General features: G+C 58.1%; 18 protein-coding genes. 13 read left to right on the forward strand and 5 right to left on the reverse strand.

All coding sequences use genetic code 11. The annotated features are described in order from the left end of the window. Positions 1-33: 33 nt before the first annotated feature. A complete protein-coding gene (gene rpsT / locus ALO64_RS18195) occupies positions 34-312 on the reverse strand; it encodes a 30S ribosomal protein S20 (RefSeq protein ID WP_003344603.1) in 279 nt (92 codons plus the stop codon). A gap of 250 nt (positions 313-562) precedes the next feature. On the opposite strand from rpsT, the gene murJ reads away from it, so the two are divergent. From murJ to ispH, 6 genes are all read left to right on the forward strand, one after another. After that, positions 563-2,101: a murein biosynthesis integral membrane protein MurJ gene (gene murJ / locus ALO64_RS18205; RefSeq protein ID WP_044343846.1), complete on the forward strand. Its 1,539-nt coding sequence runs from the start codon at positions 563-565 to the stop codon at positions 2,099-2,101. A 122-nt stretch (positions 2,102-2,223) separates the two neighbouring features. Continuing rightward, on the forward strand, positions 2,224-3,150 hold the full coding sequence (gene ribF / locus ALO64_RS18210) for a bifunctional riboflavin kinase/FAD synthetase (protein WP_044343847.1): 927 nt from the start codon (positions 2,224-2,226) through the stop codon (positions 3,148-3,150). Positions 3,151-3,170: 20 nt separating this feature from the next. Continuing rightward, the gene (gene ileS / locus ALO64_RS18215) at positions 3,171-6,005 is read left to right on the forward strand and encodes an isoleucine--tRNA ligase (RefSeq protein ID WP_054991775.1); all 2,835 of its coding nucleotides are present in this window, start codon (positions 3,171-3,173) and stop codon (positions 6,003-6,005) included. Further along, positions 5,998-6,504, forward strand: a complete 507-nt coding sequence (gene lspA / locus ALO64_RS18220; protein WP_005733836.1) for a signal peptidase II — start codon at positions 5,998-6,000, stop codon at positions 6,502-6,504. The genes ileS and lspA overlap by 8 nt, the downstream gene beginning before the upstream one ends. Next, complete coding sequence (locus tag ALO64_RS18225; protein ID WP_002551981.1) at positions 6,497-6,973, forward strand: FKBP-type peptidyl-prolyl cis-trans isomerase; 477 nt, start codon at positions 6,497-6,499, stop codon at positions 6,971-6,973. Before lspA ends, ALO64_RS18225 begins: the two co-directional genes overlap by 8 nt. A 57-nt stretch (positions 6,974-7,030) precedes the next feature. Then, entirely contained in the window at positions 7,031-7,978 is a 948-nt protein-coding gene (gene ispH, locus ALO64_RS18230) for a 4-hydroxy-3-methylbut-2-enyl diphosphate reductase (protein ID WP_044343848.1), read from the forward strand. Positions 7,979-7,984: 6 nt separating this feature from the next. On the opposite strand, the gene ALO64_RS18235 is transcribed toward ispH, so the two are convergent. Further along, complete coding sequence (locus tag ALO64_RS18235) at positions 7,985-8,485, reverse strand: GspH/FimT family pseudopilin (protein WP_044343849.1); 501 nt, start codon at positions 8,483-8,485, stop codon at positions 7,985-7,987. 131 nt (positions 8,486-8,616) lie between these two features. Here ALO64_RS18235 and ALO64_RS18240 point away from each other — a divergent pair, with 131 nt between their 5' ends. From ALO64_RS18240 to thiO, 7 genes are read left to right on the forward strand one after another with little or no spacing between them, the layout of a single operon-like run. Continuing rightward, positions 8,617-9,093: a GspH/FimT family pseudopilin gene (locus ALO64_RS18240; RefSeq protein ID WP_044343850.1), complete on the forward strand. Its 477-nt coding sequence runs from the start codon at positions 8,617-8,619 to the stop codon at positions 9,091-9,093. Then, positions 9,083-9,598: a type IV pilus modification protein PilV gene (gene pilV, locus ALO64_RS18245; RefSeq protein ID WP_005733840.1), complete on the forward strand. Its 516-nt coding sequence runs from the start codon at positions 9,083-9,085 to the stop codon at positions 9,596-9,598. Before ALO64_RS18240 ends, pilV begins: the two co-directional genes overlap by 11 nt. Continuing rightward, positions 9,595-10,302 carry a PilW family protein gene (locus ALO64_RS18250; RefSeq protein ID WP_044343851.1) on the forward strand — a complete coding sequence of 236 codons (708 nt, stop codon included), beginning with the start codon at positions 9,595-9,597 and terminating at the stop codon, positions 10,300-10,302. The genes pilV and ALO64_RS18250 overlap by 4 nt, the downstream gene beginning before the upstream one ends. Before the next feature lie 11 nt (positions 10,303-10,313). Beyond that, on the forward strand, positions 10,314-10,820 hold the full coding sequence (locus ALO64_RS18255; protein ID WP_005733842.1) for a pilus assembly PilX family protein: 507 nt from the start codon (positions 10,314-10,316) through the stop codon (positions 10,818-10,820). Then, a complete protein-coding gene (locus ALO64_RS18260; protein ID WP_044343852.1) occupies positions 10,807-14,007 on the forward strand; it encodes a pilus assembly protein in 3,201 nt (1,066 codons plus the stop codon). The genes ALO64_RS18255 and ALO64_RS18260 overlap by 14 nt, the downstream gene beginning before the upstream one ends. An 11-nt stretch (positions 14,008-14,018) precedes the next feature. Continuing rightward, complete coding sequence (locus tag ALO64_RS18265) at positions 14,019-14,429, forward strand: type IV pilin protein (RefSeq protein ID WP_016981459.1); 411 nt, start codon at positions 14,019-14,021, stop codon at positions 14,427-14,429. A 27-nt stretch (positions 14,430-14,456) separates the two neighbouring features. Beyond that, positions 14,457-15,569 (forward strand): glycine oxidase ThiO, encoded by a 1,113-nt coding sequence (gene thiO, locus ALO64_RS18270; protein WP_044343853.1) that lies wholly within the window; start codon positions 14,457-14,459, stop codon positions 15,567-15,569. A 2-nt stretch (positions 15,570-15,571) separates the two neighbouring features. On the opposite strand, the gene ALO64_RS18275 is transcribed toward thiO, so the two are convergent. The 3 genes from ALO64_RS18275 to ALO64_RS18285 form a co-directional block, all read right to left on the reverse strand. Next, positions 15,572-18,661 (reverse strand): efflux RND transporter permease subunit, encoded by a 3,090-nt coding sequence (locus ALO64_RS18275; RefSeq protein ID WP_044343854.1) that lies wholly within the window; start codon positions 18,659-18,661, stop codon positions 15,572-15,574. After that, complete coding sequence (locus ALO64_RS18280; protein ID WP_044343855.1) at positions 18,658-19,767, reverse strand: efflux RND transporter periplasmic adaptor subunit; 1,110 nt, start codon at positions 19,765-19,767, stop codon at positions 18,658-18,660. The genes ALO64_RS18275 and ALO64_RS18280 overlap by 4 nt, the downstream gene beginning before the upstream one ends. Before the next feature lie 81 nt (positions 19,768-19,848). Next, on the reverse strand, positions 19,849-20,466 hold the full coding sequence (locus ALO64_RS18285; RefSeq protein WP_002551994.1) for a TetR/AcrR family transcriptional regulator: 618 nt from the start codon (positions 20,464-20,466) through the stop codon (positions 19,849-19,851). Positions 20,467-20,634 lie beyond the last annotated feature (168 nt).

Below are 20,634 nucleotides of genomic sequence, written 5' to 3' on the forward strand. Positions count from 1 at the left end.
TCTCTGAGGTCGGTTTTTTAACAAGCGGGTCGCTTAGGCTGCAGCAGCAAGGCTCAGAGCCTTGATGTGACCGTTCAGACGACCTTTATGGCGAGCAGCCTTGTTCTTGTGGATGATGCCTTTATCGGCCATACGGTCGATAACAGGAACGGCCAGAACATAAGCGGCTTGCGCTTTTTCTGCGTCTTTTGCGTCGATGGCTTTAACTACATTCTTGATGTAGGTACGAACCATGGAACGCAGGCTGGCGTTGTGGCTGCGACGCTTCTCAGCCTGTTTTGCACGTTTTTTGGCGGAAGGTGTGTTGGCCACCGTCGAGCTCCTCGAAAGACTTTGTGAAATAGCAAACAAAATAGGCCGCGAATCATGCCGATGAGTTGAAGTCTTGTCAAGGGCAGTTAAGGTGTTCCGCTGAGTGGTTGCTACATTTGACCGGAGGATTTATTTCCGGCCTGTGACCTGTAAACTCGCGGCCTTTGCTTCGGGCGTTTTTGCGGCGCGAAGTATCGCATAAATGGCGGGCTTAATCGCCCATCCTTTGCCAAGGCGCACAACTCTTTCAATGAATCTACTCAAGTCACTCGCCGCCGTAAGCTCTATAACTATGGTTTCCCGGGTTCTGGGCTTTGTTCGCGACACCATCATCGCGCGCACTTTCGGAGCCGGAATGGCCACCGATGCGTTCTTCATCGCCTTCAAACTGCCCAACCTGCTGCGCCGGATTTTCGCAGAGGGCGCTTTTTCCCAGGCGTTCGTGCCTATCCTGGCGGAATACAAGAGCCAGCAAGGGGAGGAGGCGACCCGCACGTTTGTCGCTTACGTCACGGGGTTGCTGACCCTGGCGCTGGCGCTGGTGACGCTGCTCGGAGTGATCTTTGCACCCTGGGTGATCTGGGCCACCGCGCCCGGCTTTGTCGACACCCCGGAGAAGTTTGCGCTGACCTCGGACCTGCTGCGGGTGACCTTTCCTTATATATTGCTGATCTCCCTGTCATCGATGGCCGGGGCGATCCTCAATACCTGGAACCGTTTCTCGGTGCCTGCGTTCGTGCCGACGCTGCTCAATGTCAGCATGATCTTCTTCGCGCTTTTTCTGACCCCGTACTTCGATCCCCCTGTCATGGCGCTGGGCTGGGCGGTGCTGGTCGGCGGCCTGCTACAGCTGCTCTACCAACTGCCACACCTGAAAAAGATCGGCATGCTGGTACTGCCGCGCCTGAATCTGCGTGATACCGGCGTCTGGCGCGTAATGAAACAGATGCTGCCCGCCATCCTTGGCGTTTCTGTCAGTCAGATTTCTCTGATCATCAATACGATATTTGCCTCGTTCCTTGTCGCCGGTTCGGTGTCATGGATGTACTACGCCGACCGTCTGATGGAATTACCCTCCGGCGTACTGGGTGTTGCGCTGGGTACGATCCTGCTGCCGATCCTGTCGAAAACCTACGCGCAGCGCGATCGTCAGGAATATTCGCGGATTCTCGACTGGGGGCTGCGACTGTGTTTCGTGCTGGTCCTGCCTTGCACATTGGCGCTGGGGTTGCTCGCCGAGCCGTTGACCGTTTCGTTGTTCCAGTATGGTAGATTCGATGCGCTTGATTCAGGCATGACCCAGCGTGCTCTGGTTGCCTATTCAGTCGGCTTGCTGGGGATCATCCTGATCAAGGTGCTGGCCCCCGGCTTTTATGCCCAACAAAATATCCGCACCCCGGTGAAAATCGCGATCTTCACCCTCATAGTGACTCAGTTGCTCAACCTGGCCTTCATCGTGCCCTTGCAACATGCCGGTCTGGCGCTGGCCATTAGTGTGGGGGCGTGTATCAACGCTGGGTTGCTGTTCTGGCAGCTGCGCAAACAGGACCTGTTTCAGCCGCAACCTGGCTGGACTGTGTTTCTGTTGAAGCTGGTGGTGGCTGTTGCGGTGATGTCGGCTGTGCTGCTCGGGCTCATGCACGTCATGCCGGCGTGGGACGAAGGTCATATGCTGGAGCGCTTTCTGCGTCTGGGGGCGCTGGTTGCGGCGGGTGTCGTGACTTACTTCGCCATGCTTCTGTTGCTGGGCTTTCGCCTGAGGGATTTCGCCCGCAAGGCCATTATGTAGGCCCGGTTTGATCGTTGTTTTCTGGGGCCACGCCAAGAACCTTCATCCGGTCTTGGAGTGTTGCCTGTCGCCCACGGCCGTGTGTGGTTATAATCGGCCACTTTATGAGCAAGAAGTGCGTTATGCAGCTGGTTAGAGGCCTTCACAACCTGCGCCCCGAACATCGGGGCTGCGTCGCCACGATTGGCAATTTCGACGGCGTTCACCGCGGCCACCAGGCTATCCTGGCGCGTCTGCGCGAGCGTGCCGTCGAATTGGGTGTGCCCAGCTGTGTGGTGATTTTCGAGCCGCAGCCGCGTGAGTTCTTCGCTCCCGAGACCGCTCCGGCACGTCTGGCCCGACTGCGTGACAAACTCGAGCTGCTGAGTGCCGAAGGCGTTGACCGGGTACTTTGCCTGTCCTTCAATCAGCGACTGTGCAAGCTGAGTGCCGCGAGTTTCGTCGAAACCGTGCTGATCGACGGCCTCGGCGTTCAACACCTCGAAGTAGGCGACGATTTTCGCTTCGGTTTTGACCGGGTCGGCGATTTTGACTTCCTGCAACAGGCCGGCACGACGTATGGGTTTACTGTAGAAGCGGCGCAGACCGTTGAAATAGATGGCATCCGGGTCAGCAGTACCAAGGTACGCAAGGCCTTGGCTGCGTCGGATTTTGCCCTGGCCGAACGCATGCTTGGTCGTCCGTTCCAGATCACTGGACGGGTATTGCATGGTCAGAAGCTGGCGCGTCAATTGGGTACGCCCACCGCCAATGTGCAACTCAAGCGTCGTCGTGTGCCGTTGAGCGGGGTTTACCTGGTCAGCACGGAAATCGATGGCAAAACCTGGCCGGGGGGCGCCAACATCGGTGTGCGCCCGACGGTAGCGGGTGATGGCAGTGCCCACCTTGAGGTGCACCTTCTGGATTTTGCCGGCGACCTTTACGACCGGCGTTTGACGGTGGCTTTCCACCACAAGCTGCGTGATGAGCAGCGTTTCGCCTCACTGGAGGCGCTCAAGACGGCGATCAATGCGGACGTCGCCGCCGCCCGTGCCCATTGGCATGGCTAACCGCTAAACAAGAGCCTGAAATGACTGACTATAAAGCCACGCTAAATCTTCCGGACACCGCCTTCCCTATGAAGGCCGGCCTGCCCCAGCGCGAGCCGCAAACTCTGCAGCGCTGGGACAGCATTGGCCTGTACCAGAAGCTGCGCGAGATTGGCAAGGATCGTCCCAAGTTCGTCCTGCACGACGGTCCTCCGTACGCCAACGGCAATATTCACATCGGTCATGCGGTCAACAAGATTCTCAAGGACATGATCCTGCGTTCCAAGACCCTGGCGGGCTTCGATGCCCCGTACGTGCCGGGTTGGGACTGTCACGGTCTGCCGATCGAGCACAAGGTTGAAGTGACCCACGGCAAGAACCTCTCCGCAGACCGTACGCGTGAGCTGTGCCGCGCCTATGCGTCCGAGCAGATCGAAGGCCAGAAGTCAGAATTCATCCGCCTGGGTGTGCTGGGCGACTGGAGCAATCCATACCTGACCATGAACTTCGCCAACGAAGCCGGGGAAATCCGCGCGCTGGCCGAGATGGTCAAGGGCGGGTTCGTCTTCAAGGGCCTCAAGCCGGTCAACTGGTGTTTCGATTGCGGCTCGGCACTGGCTGAAGCCGAAGTCGAGTATCAGGACAAGAAGTCCTCGACCATCGACGTCGCGTTCCCGATCGCCGATGAGGCAAAACTTGCGGCGGCGTTCGGCTTGCCCGCGCTGGGCANNAAGCCTGCCTCCATCGTGATCTGGACCACCACACCGTGGACGATCCCTGCCAACCAGGCGCTGAACGTTCATCCCGAGTTCGAATACGCGCTGGTCGATGTCGGCGACAAACTGCTGGTACTGGCCGCCGAACTGGTCGAAAGCTGTCTGGCCCGTTACAAGCTGGAAGGCACGGTCATCGCGACCACCACCGGTCAGGCGCTGGAGCTGATCAACTTCCGCCACCCGTTCTACGACCGCCTGTCGCCAGTCTATCTGGCTGACTATGTCGAGCTGGGTGCTGGCACCGGTATCGTTCACTCCTCGCCTGCCTATGGCGTAGACGACTTCAATATCTGCAAGCAGTACGGCCTGAGCAACGACGACATCATCAGCCCGGTGCAGAGCAACGGCGTGTATGTCGAATCGCTGGAGTTCTTCGGTGGCCAGTTCATCTTCAAGGCCAACCAGAACATCATCGACAAGCTGGTCGAAGTCGGCAGCCTGATGGACACCGAAACCATCAGCCACAGCTACATGCACTGCTGGCGCCACAAATCGCCATTGATCTACCGCGCCACCGCGCAGTGGTTCGTAGGCATGGACAAACAGCCTGAGAGCGGCGAGACCCTGCGCAAGCGTGCGGTCAAGGCCATCGAAGACACTGAGTTCGTTCCGGCATGGGGCCAGGCGCGTCTGCATTCAATGATCGCCAACCGTCCTGACTGGTGCATCTCGCGTCAGCGCAACTGGGGCGTGCCGATTCCGTTCTTCCTGCACAAGGAAAGCGGCGACCTGCACCCACGCACCGTCGAGCTGATGGAAGAAGTGGCGCAGCGTGTCGAGAAAGAGGGCATCGAAGCCTGGTTCAAGCTGGACGCCAGCGAGCTGCTGGGTGACGAGGCTGCCAAGTACGACAAGATCTCCGACACCCTGGACGTCTGGTTCGACTCGGGCACCACGCACTGGCACGTATTGCGCGGTTCGCATCCGATGGGCCATGAAAGCGGTCCACGTGCCGATCTGTACCTGGAAGGTTCCGACCAGCACCGTGGCTGGTTCCACTCGTCGCTGCTGACCGGTTGCATGCTGGACGATCACGCACCGTATCGCGAGCTGCTGACCCACGGCTTTGTGGTCGACGAGAACGGCCGCAAGATGTCCAAGTCGCTAAACAACGTGGTAGCACCGCAGAAGGTCAACGACTCGCTGGGTGCGGACATCATGCGCCTGTGGGTATCGGCGACTGACTATTCGGGCGAAATGGCCGTTTCCGACCAGATCCTGCAGCGCAGCGCCGATGCTTACCGTCGTATCCGCAACACTGCGCGCTTCCTGCTCTCCAACCTGTCGGGCTTCAACCCGGCAACCGACATCCTGCCGGCTGAAGAAATGCTCGCGCTGGACCGTTGGGCCGTGGATCGCACGCTGCTGCTGCAACGCGAGCTGCAAGAGCATTACGGCGAATACCGCTTCTGGAACGTGTACTCGAAGATCCACAACTTCTGCGTGCAGGAGCTGGGTGGGTTCTATCTGGACATCATCAAGGATCGCCAGTACACCACGGCTGCCGACAGCACCGCGCGTCGTTCCTGCCAGACCGCACTGTTCCACATCTCCGAAGCGCTGGTGCGCTGGATCGCGCCGATCCTGGCGTTCACCGCCGACGAGCTGTGGCAGTTCCTGCCAGGCGAGCGCAACGAATCGGTGATGCTCAACACTTGGTATGAAGGCCTGACTGAAATGCCTGCCGACTTCGAAATGGACCGCGCCTACTGGGAACGGATCATGGCGGTGAAGACGTCGGTCAACAAGGAAATGGAAAACCTGCGCGCGGCCAAGGCCATTGGTGGCAACCTGCAGGCCGAAGTGACCCTGTACGCTGAAGATTCGCTGGTCGCCGATCTGTCGAAGCTGAGCAACGAACTACGCTTCGTGCTGATCACTTCGACTGCCAGCGTTGCTCCATTGGTGTCTGCTCCGGCTGATGCGGTGGTTACCGAGGTCGCGGGCCTGAAACTCAAAGTGCTCAAGTCCAGCCACGCCAAGTGTGCCCGTTGCTGGCACCATCGCGAGGATGTGGGGGTAAACCCTGAGCATCCGGAAATCTGCGGCCGTTGTGTAGACAACATCAGCGGTGCAGGCGAGGTCCGTCACTATGCCTAACGCCTCGTTTGGCCGTCTGGCCTGGCTGTGGTTGAGCGTGCTGGTTCTGGTCATTGACCAGGCCAGCAAGTATTACTTCGAGAACGCCTTGAGCCTGTACCAACAGATCATTGTGATTCCGGACTTCTTCAGCTGGACCCTGGCCTATAACACCGGTGCTGCCTTCAGTTTTCTGGCAGACGGTGCCGGCTGGCAGCGCTGGTTGTTTGCCCTGATCGCCATTGTGGTCAGTGCCGTGCTGGTCGTCTGGCTCAAGCGTCTGGGGCGCGACGATACATGGTTGGCTGTTGCACTGGCGTTGGTACTTGGCGGCGCACTGGGCAACCTATACGACCGTATTGTGCTGGGCCATGTGATCGACTTCATTCTGGTCCATTGGCAGAACCGCTGGTACTTCCCGGCGTTCAATGTCGCTGACAGCGCGATCACTGTCGGCGCAATCATGCTGGCGCTGGATATGTTCAAGAGCAAGAAAACCGGAGAAACCGTCAATGACTGAGCAGTCTTCGACTCAAGGCTCGTCTGGTGAGCTGCGCATCGGTCAGAATACGCAGGTCACCTTGCACTTCGCCCTGCGTCTGGAAAACGGCGATACCGTCGATAGCACCTTCGAAAAGGCTCCGGCCACGTTCAAGGTTGGTGACGGCAACCTGTTGCCCGGTTTCGAAATGGCGATTTTCGGCTTCAAGGCGGGCGATCGTAAGACCGTGGAAATTCCGCCGGAAAACGCCTTTGGTCAGCCCAACCCACAAAACGTGCAGATCATGCCACGCTCGCAGTTTGTGGGAATGGAACTGTCCGAAGGGTTGCTGGTGATCTTCAACGACGCCGCCAATACCGAATTGCCCGGCGTGGTGAAGGCTTTCGATGATGATCAGGTCACCATCGACTTCAATCACCCGCTGGCAGGCAAGACACTGAGCTTTGAAGTGGAAATCTTCGAAGTGAAGGCGATTCTGGCTTCCTGACCTTCGCCATCAAGCCCGGCCCAGGCCGGGCTGCCCGTACCAACCATGAGGCACAGCATGCAAATCAAACTCGCCAACCCCCGCGGCTTTTGTGCCGGAGTGGACCGCGCGATCGAAATCGTCAATCGCGCTCTGGAAGTGTTTGGTCCGCCGATTTATGTGCGCCATGAAGTCGTTCACAACAAATTTGTAGTCGAAGACCTGCGCTCTCGTGGTGCGATCTTCGTCGAAGAGCTGGACCAGGTGCCGGATGATGTCATTGTCATCTTCAGCGCCCACGGTGTTTCCCAGGCGGTGCGTACCGAAGCAGCTGGCCGTGGCCTGAAAGTATTCGATGCCACCTGTCCGCTGGTGACCAAGGTGCATATCGAGGTCGCCCGTTACAGCCGTGACGACCGCGAGTGCATCCTGATCGGCCACGCCGGTCACCCGGAAGTCGAAGGCACCATGGGCCAGTACGACGCCAGCAATGGCGGCGCGATCTATCTGGTCGAAGACGAAGAGGACGTCGCCAGCCTGCAAGTGCGCAACCCTGATTCCCTGGCGTTCGTGACCCAGACCACCTTGTCGATGGACGACACCAGCCGGGTGATCGACGCGTTGCGCAAGCGCTTCCCGGCCATTGGCGGGCCGCGCAAGGACGACATCTGTTACGCCACGCAAAACCGTCAGGATGCGGTCAAGCAACTGGCCGACGAGTGTGACGTGGTGTTGGTAGTGGGCAGTCCGAACAGCTCCAATTCCAACCGCCTGCGCGAACTGGCCGAGCGCATGGCGACTCCGGCGTACCTCATCGACGGTGCCGAGGACATGCAACAAGGCTGGTTCGAAGGCGTCGAGCGTATTGGCATCACGGCTGGCGCGTCCGCTCCGGAAGTTCTGGTGCGTGGTGTGATCCAGCAATTGCAAGCCTGGGGCGCCACCGGTGCGGATGAACTCGCCGGTCGCGAGGAGAACATCACGTTCTCCATGCCCAAGGAATTGCGCGTCAAGTCGCTGCTCTGAAGCTGCCTAGCCGCACAACGCAACATCACGCTTCGTGTCCTCTATCCTGACCCGTCCAGTCGGCGCAACTATCACGCGATAGCTGCTGACCGGCTGGTCGTTTAGGCACACATGCAACGTGCCGTTGGTTCTGTTGCGCAAGTTGCCCAGGCCGTTGAAACTCAGTCGCTCCGTCACTTTCTGGTTGCCGACCACGCGGGTCATTCCGCCATTGGCGCGCTCTACAAGCAGCGTATCGTTTTCGTCGGGGCCTTTGCCGTCCAGGTCGAGTATGATCCGCCAGCCGTTGCTCCAGTCACCTTCAATGGCATGAATCGTCACAATCTGATTGCGCGTTATAGCGGCGACTCTTGCCGAACGGATACCGCTGGCCAGCTCCTGAGCGGCGGCGAGCCCGCGACTGGATTCGATCAGTTGCTTGAAAGAAGGTGTTGCGACGTTGGCCAGAATGCCGATCAGTGCAATGACGATCAATAATTCGATCAGTGTGAACCCTGCATGCCTCATATGCTTTCCTCCCTGGAAACCGCGGTTTCAGAACCTTGCGGGCGTTCGTCGTCACAAAACAACCGTACGTCCCGCTATGGATTTTCCTGCGGCATTGCTGCCTTATAGTCGTAACGTCTAGGAGACACTCAATGCGTCATATAGCCAAGGGATTCAGCCTCATCGAATTGTTAGTCACTGTGTCCCTGGTGGGCATCCTGGCGGCTATCGCTATCCCGAATTTCACCAGCTCCATCCAGAGCAACAAGGCCGACACCGAGCTCAGCGATTTGCAGCGGGCGCTCAACTATGCGCGACTTGAGGCGATAAACCGGGGAGTGACGGTGCGTATTGCGCCGACCAACGGGACAGCGTGGACTGGCGAACTGCAGGTTTATCTGGTTTCCGATGCCAACAAGAAGGCGCTTCGTACAGTGGCTGCAATGAGCAGCGGCGGTACGTTGGTGGCGGATCCCAATGTGGCGGCATTCGATTTCAATAATTTGGGCGGGCTAATCGCGCCGTCTTCGCTGGTAACCATGACCTACACCCGAGGCAGTACTACCAAAACCATGAGTATCTGCCTGACAGGCCGGATCGTCCTCAGTGGAAGCTGCAATGCCCAATGAAACCCGACATCGCCAGACCGGCATGACCCTGATCGAGGTGCTGGTTTCGGTACTTATCCTGGCTATAGGCCTGCTTGGGGCAGCCGCTATCCAGCTTAATGCCCTCAAATACACCGACAGTTCGGCCATGACCAGTCAAGCCAGCTTCATTGCGTACGACATGATGGATCGTATTCGGGCGAATGTTGATGGCAATGCGAGTGCCAACGGGTCGACCAATGTCCTGGCGAACTATGCCCTGGCGAGTCTGGCTACGGAGCAAGTCGCCAACCCGAACGATGCCAGGGTGCAGGATTTGTATGATTTCAAAACCAATATCGTTAATTTTGCGGGCGCAAGCGGCACGGGCAGTATTGATGTCAGCAAGGCTCCGGAGGTGACTATCATCATTGGTTGGAGCGATGCACGCGCTGCGGGTTCGAGCAATCAGGCAACAGGGAATACGACCGTCAGCCCGACCACTCAGATCTTCAAACTGGTCTCCCGGATCGGGGTCAACCCATGAGAAAGCCGTCCAAAGGCTTCGGTCTGGTCGAAATCATGGTGGCGCTGGTGCTGGGGCTGGTTGTCAGCCTGGGTATCGTGCAGATATTCACCGCCGCCAGAGGCACTTATCAAAGCCAGAATGCAGCTGCCCGGATGCAGGAAGATGCCCGGTTCATACTGAGTAAACTGACTCAGGAAATCCGGATGACGGGTATGTATGGTTGCCTGAGTTTCAGCAATTACACGCCTGTAGCTCCCGCAGTCCCTTGGCCTGCTGCGCTGGATAATCCGATTCTTTGGGATAACCCGACCAGGACGCTCACCCTGGTGACGACCGATGTAGGTACCGCAGGCGGTACGCCGACCTGGACTATCGTTTCAAACTGCCAGACTACTACACAGCTCTACGCAAACAGTCGGGCACCTGCTGCGGGGGAAACGGCTTTTCCGCTGCGGCAGCTGGTTTACAAGCTTACCGGTACAAATTTGACCATCCAGTACGGTACGGGCGGCGATGTACAACCGCTATTGCAGAATGTCGCGGATTTTACAGTTTCCTTTGGAATGGCAGGCAACCCGATATTCTATACCACGGCAGTCACCAAGGCCAATGCTGCTAACGTTCGTAGCGTTCGTATCAGTCTGACGCTGCAGGATGGGCAGAATGGCATCGTCAAGAGTCAGCAGTACAACGTTGTTGCTTACCTGCGTAATCGCTTGTGAACGGGCCGGGTATGAACAAGACCATGCATTTCACCTCAACACAGACTTACGCTTTCCCTGCCAGACAGCGCGGCATGGTGCTGCTGGTCAGTCTCGTGTTCCTGTTGCTGCTGACATTGCTGGGCATTTCCTCCATGCAGAACGCCACATTGCAGGAGAAGATGGCGGGCAGTGTGACGGTTCGTAATGTTTCGTTTCAGGCAGCCGAGGCACAGCTTCGTCTCGGTGAGTCCAGGATCATGGAGTCCAGTTTTGCAATGGCAGTCTGTAACTCATTTGCTGCCTGCGCCCCGCCTGTTGATTCGACAACGGTACAGAATCCGGGGTTGGGCACTTCCGGGGTGACCTGGATCGGAACTAGCGCTGCGATGTATGGCATTCAGAATCTGGGTACAACACCTACGCCCATAAAACGTCCTGCAAATTGTACGGGCTCGGTAACGATGTATCGGGTAACAGCCATCGCCATTCAAGGCACCTCGCGAACGGTGCTGGAGAGTATCTATGCCAATTGCTAAGGCGCTTCGTGGTGGCTTGAAATACCTTTATGGCGCGCTGCTTGCGCTGTATCTGGCAAGCCCGGTTTATGCCTTCACGCCAGCGCAAGTGCCCCTGTTGAGCTCTCCGGCGGTGCCACCAAACCTTATGTTGCTGGTCGATAACTCGGGCAGTATGTACAACATCATCTGGGATTCAGGGTTTGACGCATCGGTCAATCGTCCGAATATTGGTTACTACTCGACTCAGTGCCTGAGTGGCTTGATTACCGTAGCGTGCCCGTTCATGAGCACCATTTCGGACGACCAGACCCTGTCGGTGGGGGATATCAACGCCAACAGCATATTTACGCTTTCACTCATGTGTCCATTTGGCGGTCGTGCAGTATTTCGCAATGGCATTCAGTACTGCCTTAATTTGCCGGATCCAGCCGGTAGCGGGCTGACCCGTTATACCGCTGATTACCTGTCTTATCTCATTGATCTGGTCAGCCCCAACTTTTTTGGTGTTCGAAACTACACCAATGGCGTAATTCCCAATGACTATCGAATGAACGTCGCGAAAGCCGTGGCGACCAATCTGGTGACCAACAATACATCGCTCAGGATTGGCCTCGCGTCTTTCAACCAACCCACAAACAGTGATCCTGGTCCCGGAGGCAAGATTGCCAGGGTGGTCGCGGACCTCTCTCCGGTAGCGGTCAGCACTTATCAAACCACTGGCGTCTCTCAACAGCAGGCTACGCAGAATATTACTGACCTCAAAACGGCCATCACCAACCTGACCCCGTCAGCCAATACCCCACTGGCTGAAACCTATTACGAGATCACCCGCTACTTCCGGGGGATGACGCCGTTCTATCAAAGCGGATCGACCTATGTGAGTCCGATCCAGTACCGCTGCCAGAAAAACTATGGCGTCGTGATTACCGATGGCTTGCCCACCTATGATCGTACGTTCCCCACCAACGACCCTGACGATGTCCTGGACACCACTCGCTCGCTACCCAACTGGGATTTGAACGCAGCCAATGACGGTGCCAACCTGTCTGGCGATGGTGAGGGAGATACGCTGTATCTGGACGATCTTGCCAAGTTCGCCTATGACATTGATCTGCGCCGGGATGCTGTGACTGCCGGGGGCGACCTGACCGGCAAAAGCTGGGACACCGCAGGCTTTGTGAAACAGAATATGAGCACCTATACCATCGGGTTCACTGCATCGAATCAGATGTTGAACGATGCGACCGATGATAATCATGGCCATGGCAAATACTTCCAGGCCAATGACAGCGCAGGGCTGACATCTGCCTTGAATCTGGCATTGAGCGACATTTATGCCAAGGTCGGGTCTGGCGCAGGCGGGGCGGCAAACTCATCAACGCTCCAGTCGGGGACTCAGTTCTACCAGACGCTTTACGACCCGACCGATTGGCATGGCACTATCAGAGCCTACAACCTGGATCAGACCAATGGAGCGTTGAGTGCACCGGTCTGGACTACCGACACCGCCATCGTCAGTGGGGCAACGGCACCGGTCTTCGAATCCTGGAACGTTGCCACTCCGGGGAGGATCGCTCTGGATTACAACGCCTTCAGCACTGCTCAACAGACGGCACTGAACGCTACCTTGCCAACCAATGCCACCGGGGCAGAGCTTATCGCCTGGGCCAAGGGGACCACCAACGCGAAGTTCAGGACACGTACCCGGCTGCTGGGCGATATAGTCAACTCTTCGCTTGGTACTGCATTCCCTTCACAAAAGACCGCCGCCGACCTGACAGGTGACACCACTTACACCACCTATCTGGCCACCAAGGCAAACAGCATGACTCCCAGCATTCTGGCCAATGCCAATGACGGCTTTTTCAACGTTATCAATACCAGTGATGGTTCAAGACGATACGCCTACATGCCATCCACCGCCCTGACTTCACTGGCTACCATCGCATCGACCACTTATGGATCCGGCGTGCACAAGTTCACCGTGGATGGGCAGATTGCAGTGTTTGATACGCAATTGTCAGCCGGTTCAGCGTGGCGCACCGTCGCTTATGGTGGGACCGGGGCTGGTGGCAAGGCGTTCTTCGCAATCAAGCTATTTGAGGGGACGAGTAACACCGTCAGCGCGTTATGGGAGGTCAAGGCACCTGACACGTCCGACACCAACAACAAATTCAACAATCTTGGATACGCTTATTCCAAACCGGATGTCGCGCGGATGGCGGATGGCACCGGGATTATGGTGGTCGGGAACGGTTATGGCAGTTTCACCGGCAGAGCGTCGCTGTATGTACTGAATGCCAATACCGGGGCGTTCATTGCCGAGATCCAGACGCCGGTGCTTAACAATGAAACCGATAACGGGCTTTCTTCGGTAAAATTGCGTGTCAACGCTCAGAACGTGGTTCAGGCTGCCTACGCGGGCGACCTGAAAGGGCGGCTGTGGAAGTTCGACATGAGTGGTGCAACCGTCGCCAGCTGGAAAGTGGCTTTTGGCGGCGCGCCTTTGTTCACGGCACCGCGTGGTGCCAACCAACCGATAACGGTTCAACCCTTCGTGCTCGATCATCCGCTCAATGGCAAGATCGTTTATTTCGGGACAGGCAAGTTTCTGGAAGTTGCAGACAAGCAAACCACTGCCCTTCAGGACTTTTACGCGATATGGGATGCCGACTCCGGAACGGGTAGCACTGTCGAGGCGAACCTGCAGGCGCAGGCGGTCAATGGCAGCGTCATCAGTAACGGAACTACCTATTTCACATCGACAACCAATGATGTGGATTGGTCAGTCAAGAAAGGCTGGTACATGCCGCTCTCCGCCGTAGCACCCTATCTGGGGGAGCGAATCATTTATCCCGCGCAGACCAGTAGGGGCCGGATTATTTTCTCGACTGCATCCGTAAACTCCGCCGACCCTTGTGAGAGCACCGGCACCGGTCGTTTATTCGAGCTCAATGCCGCGACTGGCAGCATGCTTAACTATCAGGTGCTCGATACCAGCGGCGATAGCGCTATCAACAGTTCAGACCTGCTTGTCGCGGGACTGGGGTACACCGGCATCCCGGTCGTCTCAGCTATCGTCTCGGGTGCCGGGAACGGCAATGATGTGAAGATCGTTAATAACTCCACGGGCAATCCGGCTGAGCCTCTGCAGGAAAAGGGCGGGAGTGGCAGCCAACGCATCATGTGGCGACAAATCCAATAGGGAAACGAATCATGCGAGCGATATCCAGGGGCTTTACGTTGATCGAACTCATGATCGTCGTGGCGATTGTCGGTATTCTGGCGGCCATCGCGTATCCCAGCTACACCGAATACGTGAAGCGTACCCAGCGGTCGGCGATTGCCAGCCTGCTGTCAGAGCAGACCCAAGCGCTGGAACGCTTTTATTCGCGAAGCAATTCGTCTACTTCTACTTATGTAGGCGCTACCGTGAGCGGAGGCAATTCCTATTACACGATAGTGCTGGTACCCACTGCCACCGACTTCACCCTGACGGCTACACCCATAGCCGGCACGCTGATGGCCGGTGACAAGTGCGGCAGTTTCGTGATCACCAACACCGGTGCGCGCAGCAACACTGGCGCTACCTCGGGCGTGACCACCAAAGACTGCTGGGGCCGCTAAAACCGTTTTTCTTGTCCCGAGACCAAGATGTCCAAGCAAAAAACAGTCATTGTAGGCGGTGGCGTCATAGGTCTGCTGACCGCCTTCAATCTCGCCTCCGAGCAGGTCAGTGTCGTGCTGCTGGATCGTTCGGGCGTTGGCCAGGAGTCTTCCTGGGCGGGCGGCGGAATTGTTTCGCCGCTTTACCCGTGGCGCTACAGCCCGGCAGTCACCGCGCTGGCGCACTGGTCGCAGGACTTCTACCCGCATCTCGCCGAGCGGCTGCTCGCACAGACCGGTATCGATCCCGAGGTTCACAAGACAGGCCTGTACTGGCTCGACATTGACGACGAACAGGCCGCGCTTGAATGGGCGGTGCGCCAGAAACGCTCGTTGACCAGTGTCGATATCTCGGCGGTGAATGATGCCGTACCGGTTCTAGGGGAGGGCTATTCGCGGGCTATCTACATGGCCGACGTGGCCAACGTGCGCAATCCCCGGCTGGTCAAGTCGCTCAAGGCTGCCTTGCTGGCGATGCCCAATGTCGAGATTCGCGAACAGTGCGAAGCCAGCGGTTTCGTGCGTGAGGGCAGCAGGGTTTCAGGCGTTAGCACGCCTTCAGGCGATGTAACCGGGGATCGGGTGATTCTGGCGGCGGGCGCGTGGAGCGGTGAACTGCTCAAGACCCTTGGTCTGGACCTGCCGGTCGAGCCGGTAAAAGGCCAGATGATTCTCTACAAGTGTGCGTCGGACTTTCTGTCGAGCATGGTGCTGGCCAAAGGGCGCTACGCGATCCCGCGCCGTGACGGCCACATACTCATCGGTAGCACCCTGGAGCATGAAGGTTTCGACAAGACCACCACGCATGCCGCGCTGGAAAGCCTCAAGGCGTCGGCCATCGAATTGCTTCCGGAGCTGGCCAACGCTGAACCTGTCGCCCAATGGGCAGGCCTGCGTCCCGGCTCGCCCGAGGGCATTCCGTTCATCGGGCCGCTGGCCGGGTTTGATGGCCTTTGGCTCAACTGCGGTCATTACCGCAACGGCCTGGTGCTGGCCCCGGCTTCCTGCCAGTTGATCACTGACCTGCTGCTGAACCGCGAGCCCATTATTGATCCTGCGCCTTATACACCTTTAGGGCGTCTGCATTTTCCGACTGACTGAATTCAGGCGGGCTGTGTCTCCAGTCTTCGCCCGCTGCCATCCGGCCTGATCCTGAACCAGATCGAGTACATGGCCGGCAGAAACACCAGGGTCAGCACCGTACCCGCAAAGGTGCCGCCGATCAGCGTGTAGGCCAGCGTGCCCCAGAATACCGAATGGGTGAGCGGGATAAAGGCCAGAATGGCGGCCAGCGCCGTCAGTATCACGGGGCGCGCACGTTGTACGGTGGCCTCGACCACCGCTTGAAACGGGTCGAGCCCCGTCTGCTCGTTGTGGTGTATCTGGCCGATCAGAATCAGCGTGTTGCGCATCAGAATGCCGGACAGTGCGATCAGCCCGACCAGTGCATTGATGCCGAATGGCTGCTGAAAGAGGATCAGCGTAGGCACCACACCGATCAGCCCCAGCGGACTGGTCAGGAAGACCATGACCATGGCGGATATCGAACGCACCTGAAGAATCAGAATGATCAGCGTGACCGCCAGCATGATCGGAAACAATGGCAACATCGCTGTCATGGCCTTGCCGGACTCCTCGATTGAACCTGCCTGCTCGATCCGGTAACCGCTGGGCAGCTTGTCGATAATTGGCTGTAACTGTCGGGTTATGGCTGCCGACACATCCGGTGGTTGCAGGCCGTCGGCTATGTCGCCCCGCACAGTGATGGTCGGCGTGCGGTCGCGCCGTCGCATCACCGGTTCCTCCATACGCACATCAACGGTACCAATCTGCGACAGCGGAACACGTTGCCCGTCGACGCCGGTGAGGGTGAAGTCCATTATCCTTGCCGGATCAAGTCGGGTGTCGCCAGCGGAGCGTGCAACCACCTGCACGGTGCGAATATCCTCGCGCACTGCCGTAACGGGCAGACCTGTCAGGAGAAACTGCAGTTGCTGAGCCACCTGACTGGAGCTCAGCCCCATGGCCTGCATACGGTCCTGTTGCAAAGTGAAATGCAGCGCCGGAGTACGTGTGCCCCAGTCGGTATTGACGGTGCGCATCATCGGGCTGGCGTTCAGAGCCTGTTGCACCTGCGCCGCAATGCTGCGCAGTGTTTCCGGGTCGCGTCCGGCAATACGGTAAGCGACGGGGTAGGGCGAATAGGGGCCGAAGACCAGTTGCGTGACCCTTACCCGCGCTTCTGCAGCCAGTCCCTCGGAAATAGCCTGGCGCAATCGGTGTTTCAGCGTTTCACGCTGTTCCTGGCTGTCGGTACGTACCACGATCTTGGCAAATGACGGATCAGGCAATTCCGGCCCCATCGCCATGTAGAAGCGTGGCGCACCCTGACCAATGTAGGCGGTGACGATCCCGGCTTCCGCCTGTTCAGCCAGCCAGCTTTCCACTTTTGCAGCGGCTGCGCTGGTTTGAGAAATCGAGGTGCCATAAGGCATCTGCAGTTCGATCAATACTTCAGGACGATCGGACACTGGAAAGAACTGTTTCTTGACCAGTCCCATGCCCAGCACGGCCAGCACAAAGAGCCCGATGACCGAGCCTGCTACCAGCCATTTGCCTGCAATGACGCGCGCCAGAATCCGACGGAAGCGGTTGTAGCGCGGCGTGTTGTAAAGCGCCTGATGTCCACCTTCGATCTGCTTCACATCAGGCAACAATTTGACGCCCAGATACGGGGTGAAGAACACGGCGACCACCCACGAGGCAATCAGCGCGATACCGACGATCCAGAACATGTTGCTGGTGTATTCGCCTGCCGTGGAGCGCGCGAAGCCGTTGGGCATGAAGCCGACGGCGGTGACCAGCGTGCCGGATAACATCGGCGCGGCGGTGTGGCTCCAGGCATACGCAGAGGCAGCGACGCGGTCGTATCCTTCTTCCATCTTCACCACCATCATTTCGATGGCGATGATCGCATCATCTACCAGCAGCCCGAGTGCCAGGATCAGCGAGCCCAACGTGATCCGGTCGAAATTCTTGCCGCTCATGGCCATGATTACGAAGACCACCGCCAGGGTCAGCGGGACGGCGGCAGCAACCACCACACCGACACGCCAGCCCATGCTGATAAAACAGACCAGCATGACTACCAGCAGTGCGACGAAGAACTTGATCATGAACTCATCGACCGCCGAACTGATATTGACGGCCTGATCCGTGACCTTGCTCAGGCTCATGCCCAGTGGCAGTTCGGCGTTGATCGCGCCCACTTCCTGGTCCAGTGCCTTTCCCAGGTCCAGCCCGTTCCAGCCATCGCGCATGACAATCCCCAGCAGCAGCGCAGGCTCGCCGCCGTTGCGAATCATGAACGTCGCCGGATCTTCGTAACCGCGTTTTACTGTGGCAATGTCCGCCAGCTTCAATGTCCGGCCCTGTGCCACAACAGGCGTATCGCGAATTTTCTGCAGCTCATCGAAAGCGCCGTCGAGCCTGATAAATACCTGCGGTCCTCGGGTTTCGACCGAACCCGCGGCGGTCAGCGCGTTCTGGTCGTTCAGCGCGGCAAATACCGTTTGAGGGCTGATACCCAGCGTTGCCAGTCGCTCGTGAGAGAACTCGACGTAGACTCGCTCGGGCTGCTCGCCCACTATATTGACCTTCTTCACTCCCGGCACATGCAGCAAGCGCTGGCGCAGCGATTCGGCGTCACGCGCCAGTACGCGTTGCGGCTCGCCTTTGGCCTTCAGCGCGAACAGCGCGAAGGTGACGTCCGAATACTCGTCGTTGACCATCGGCCCGATAACCCCGGACGGAAGGGTCATGGCCTCGTCACCGATTTTCTTGCGCGCCTGGTAAAACTCATCCGGCACTTGCGACGGCGGCGTGCTGTCGAGCAGAGTCAGGGTTGTGAATGCCATGCCCGGTCTGGTGTAGGTTTCAGCGCGGTCGTACCAGCGCAGCTCCTGAAGGCGTTTTTCGATCTTCTCCGCCACCTGATCCTGCATCTCCTGGGCGGTTGCTCCCGGCCAGACGGACACCACGGTCATTACCTTGACTGTAAATGCCGGGTCTTCGGCCCGGCCCAGTTTGAAAAAGGCAATGATCCCGGCCAGCGAAATCAGGTAAACAAGGAACAGGGTAATCGAGCGCTCGCGGACGGCCAGCGCTGACAGATTGAAACGGTCATTACTCATGGGCGCGCGCTCTGTGCCAAAGCCGCTTGAGCGGTCACTCTTACTTGCTGACCTTCGTGCAGAAGGTGCGCGCCAAGTGCGACTATTCGTATGCCTGGCTTGAGCTGCGTACTGATGCTGGCTTGCTCGTCATCAAGCTGCTGAACCACTACTGGCGTCCAGTAAACCTGTGCTGGCTCCCCTTGAATGACCCAGATGCCCGGTCCCTTGCCTGTGTCATACAGTGCGCCGATTGGCACCCGCAACGTGCTTTGCCCGGCGCTATCTGCGCTGGGGATTTTCACGGTGATGGTGGTGCCCAGTGGGGCATTTGCCATCTCGCCCTCGAGTATCCAGCGAGCTTCAAAGGTGCGGGTCTGACGGTCCGCAACGTCCGACAGCTGTCGCAACCGTGTTGTGGCGTTGAGGTCCTGATTGCCGAACAGCGTGGCCTGGGCGGTAGAACCGATACGGGGGCGCAGGTTTTCCGGAAGTTGAATAACCGCTTCACGCGGTCCGGCGTGTGCCACCCGTACCACGGCTTGCACTGCACTGACGACCTGTCCGGGCTCAACGAGGGTTTCCATGACAATGCCGTCGGCATCCGCCACAAGGTCTGCGTAGCGAGTTGCATTGAGAGCAACTTCTGCCTGCGCTTCGGCTGCACTGAGTCGAGCCTTGGCCGAATCCGCCGTCGACTTGATCTGGTCGTAGCTTGACGCTGAAATGGCGCCACTGCTGCGCAGGCTTCGGTAACGTATCTCTTCGTCTGCGGCCTGCTTTGCCTGGGCTCTGGCCGCATTCACTGCTTCGCGTTGGGCGTTGGCAGCGAGCTTCAGGTCGGCTGGGTCGATACGCATCAACGGTTGACCGCGCTTGACGGCCTGCCCGGTATCGACAAACCGCTCCAGCACCTTGCCGGACACCCGAAAACCAAGATCGCTTTGCACCCGCGCCGCCACGGTTCCGGTGAAGGAACGGGGCTCCAGGCCGGCCTCCTGGAGGCTCGCAACGCGCACCAGTGGCGCGTCTGTGCGCGGGTCCGCTGGCGTTTTTTCGTTGCAGCCGGTCAGGACAGCCGGCAGAACACTGGCGAGAGCAAGCAAAACGAATCGGTGCCGGAGCATGGGAATCTCAATGTGCAGTGATCAGTGTCTGCACTTTGATTACAGTGACCAATTTAGTCAATAGTCACAGGTGTTGCTTTGTTAAGGCGACAGACTGCGCAGCACCAGGCTGGATAACTGACTTGGCCCTTCGTCGGTGTGCTCGAAGCTGTATTGCAGCAGCAGCGGGTTGATGTAAGGGCGCATGACCAAATAGATCGCCATGACCGTTTCATCAAGAGGCGTCTTGCGCTCAAAGTCGCCGGTCTGTCGGCCTTCCTGCAGAATGTCCCGGAGAGTTGCCTTGAGGTGTTCCTCGTAAACCAACGTTGCCTGCCAGCGTTCGGTAGCTGCCGATGTGGCGATTTCGTACAGCTTGCGGTCCTGCGAAAACAGGCGAATGCTGGCCTCAACGACTGATTTGAACATGCGTCGCAGCTTTTCCGGTGGCTGGTCCGTTTGGCTGATTGCGGCGCTGACTTCGGCCTCGATTTCACTCAGGCAGTGGGCGCAGATCATCTCGCCGATGGCCTGTTTGGACTCGAAGAACTTGTAAATGTACGCCTTGGAAAAGCCGATCGCCCTGGCGAGATCGGACACGGTGGTCTTGCCGTAACCGTACTGGCTGAAATGTTCGGTGGCCGCAATCACGATCTGATCACGAATCTCATGGTCCACCGGACCACGACCTGCTGCGGGATTGCTGATGTTTTTGCTCATGGGGCGGAGCTTACTGACATTGGAGTAAGTGGACAATAAGTGACATTGTTGGGGATTGGTCATGAACATTACGGTCTCAACGCACGCGACATCCAACCGGGACCGGACGCAGAGCGTCCAGAAATGCATGCCGACGCGGAGCGTCGCACGATAGTGGAGATTATCGTT

This window comes from Pseudomonas meliae, assembly GCF_001400515.1.
Classification (GTDB): domain Bacteria; phylum Pseudomonadota; class Gammaproteobacteria; order Pseudomonadales; family Pseudomonadaceae; genus Aquipseudomonas; species Aquipseudomonas amygdali.

Bases quoted from the DNA above. Each gene is read 5' to 3' on its own strand.
- murJ (WP_044343846.1), top strand. From the start codon at position 563: ATGAATCTACTCAAGTCACTCGCCGCCGTAAGCTCTATAACTATGGTT.
- ribF (WP_044343847.1), top strand. From the start codon at position 2,224: ATGCAGCTGGTTAGAGGCCTTCACAACCTGCGCCCCGAACATCGGGGC.
- lspA (WP_005733836.1), top strand. From the start codon at position 5,998: ATGCCTAACGCCTCGTTTGGCCGTCTGGCCTGGCTGTGGTTGAGCGTG.
- ALO64_RS18225 (WP_002551981.1), top strand. From the start codon at position 6,497: ATGACTGAGCAGTCTTCGACTCAAGGCTCGTCTGGTGAGCTGCGCATC.
- ispH (WP_044343848.1), top strand. From the start codon at position 7,031: ATGCAAATCAAACTCGCCAACCCCCGCGGCTTTTGTGCCGGAGTGGAC.
- ALO64_RS18235 (WP_044343849.1), bottom strand. From the start codon at position 8,485: ATGAGGCATGCAGGGTTCACACTGATCGAATTATTGATCGTCATTGCA.
- ALO64_RS18240 (WP_044343850.1), top strand. From the start codon at position 8,617: ATGCGTCATATAGCCAAGGGATTCAGCCTCATCGAATTGTTAGTCACT.
- pilV (WP_005733840.1), top strand. From the start codon at position 9,083: ATGCCCAATGAAACCCGACATCGCCAGACCGGCATGACCCTGATCGAG.
- ALO64_RS18250 (WP_044343851.1), top strand. From the start codon at position 9,595: ATGAGAAAGCCGTCCAAAGGCTTCGGTCTGGTCGAAATCATGGTGGCG.
- ALO64_RS18255 (WP_005733842.1), top strand. From the start codon at position 10,314: ATGAACAAGACCATGCATTTCACCTCAACACAGACTTACGCTTTCCCT.
- ALO64_RS18260 (WP_044343852.1), top strand. From the start codon at position 10,807: ATGCCAATTGCTAAGGCGCTTCGTGGTGGCTTGAAATACCTTTATGGC.
- ALO64_RS18265 (WP_016981459.1), top strand. From the start codon at position 14,019: ATGCGAGCGATATCCAGGGGCTTTACGTTGATCGAACTCATGATCGTC.
- thiO (WP_044343853.1), top strand. From the start codon at position 14,457: ATGTCCAAGCAAAAAACAGTCATTGTAGGCGGTGGCGTCATAGGTCTG.
- ALO64_RS18275 (WP_044343854.1), bottom strand. From the start codon at position 18,661: ATGAGTAATGACCGTTTCAATCTGTCAGCGCTGGCCGTCCGCGAGCGC.
- ALO64_RS18280 (WP_044343855.1), bottom strand. From the start codon at position 19,767: ATGCTCCGGCACCGATTCGTTTTGCTTGCTCTCGCCAGTGTTCTGCCG.
- ALO64_RS18285 (WP_002551994.1), bottom strand. From the start codon at position 20,466: ATGAGCAAAAACATCAGCAATCCCGCAGCAGGTCGTGGTCCGGTGGAC.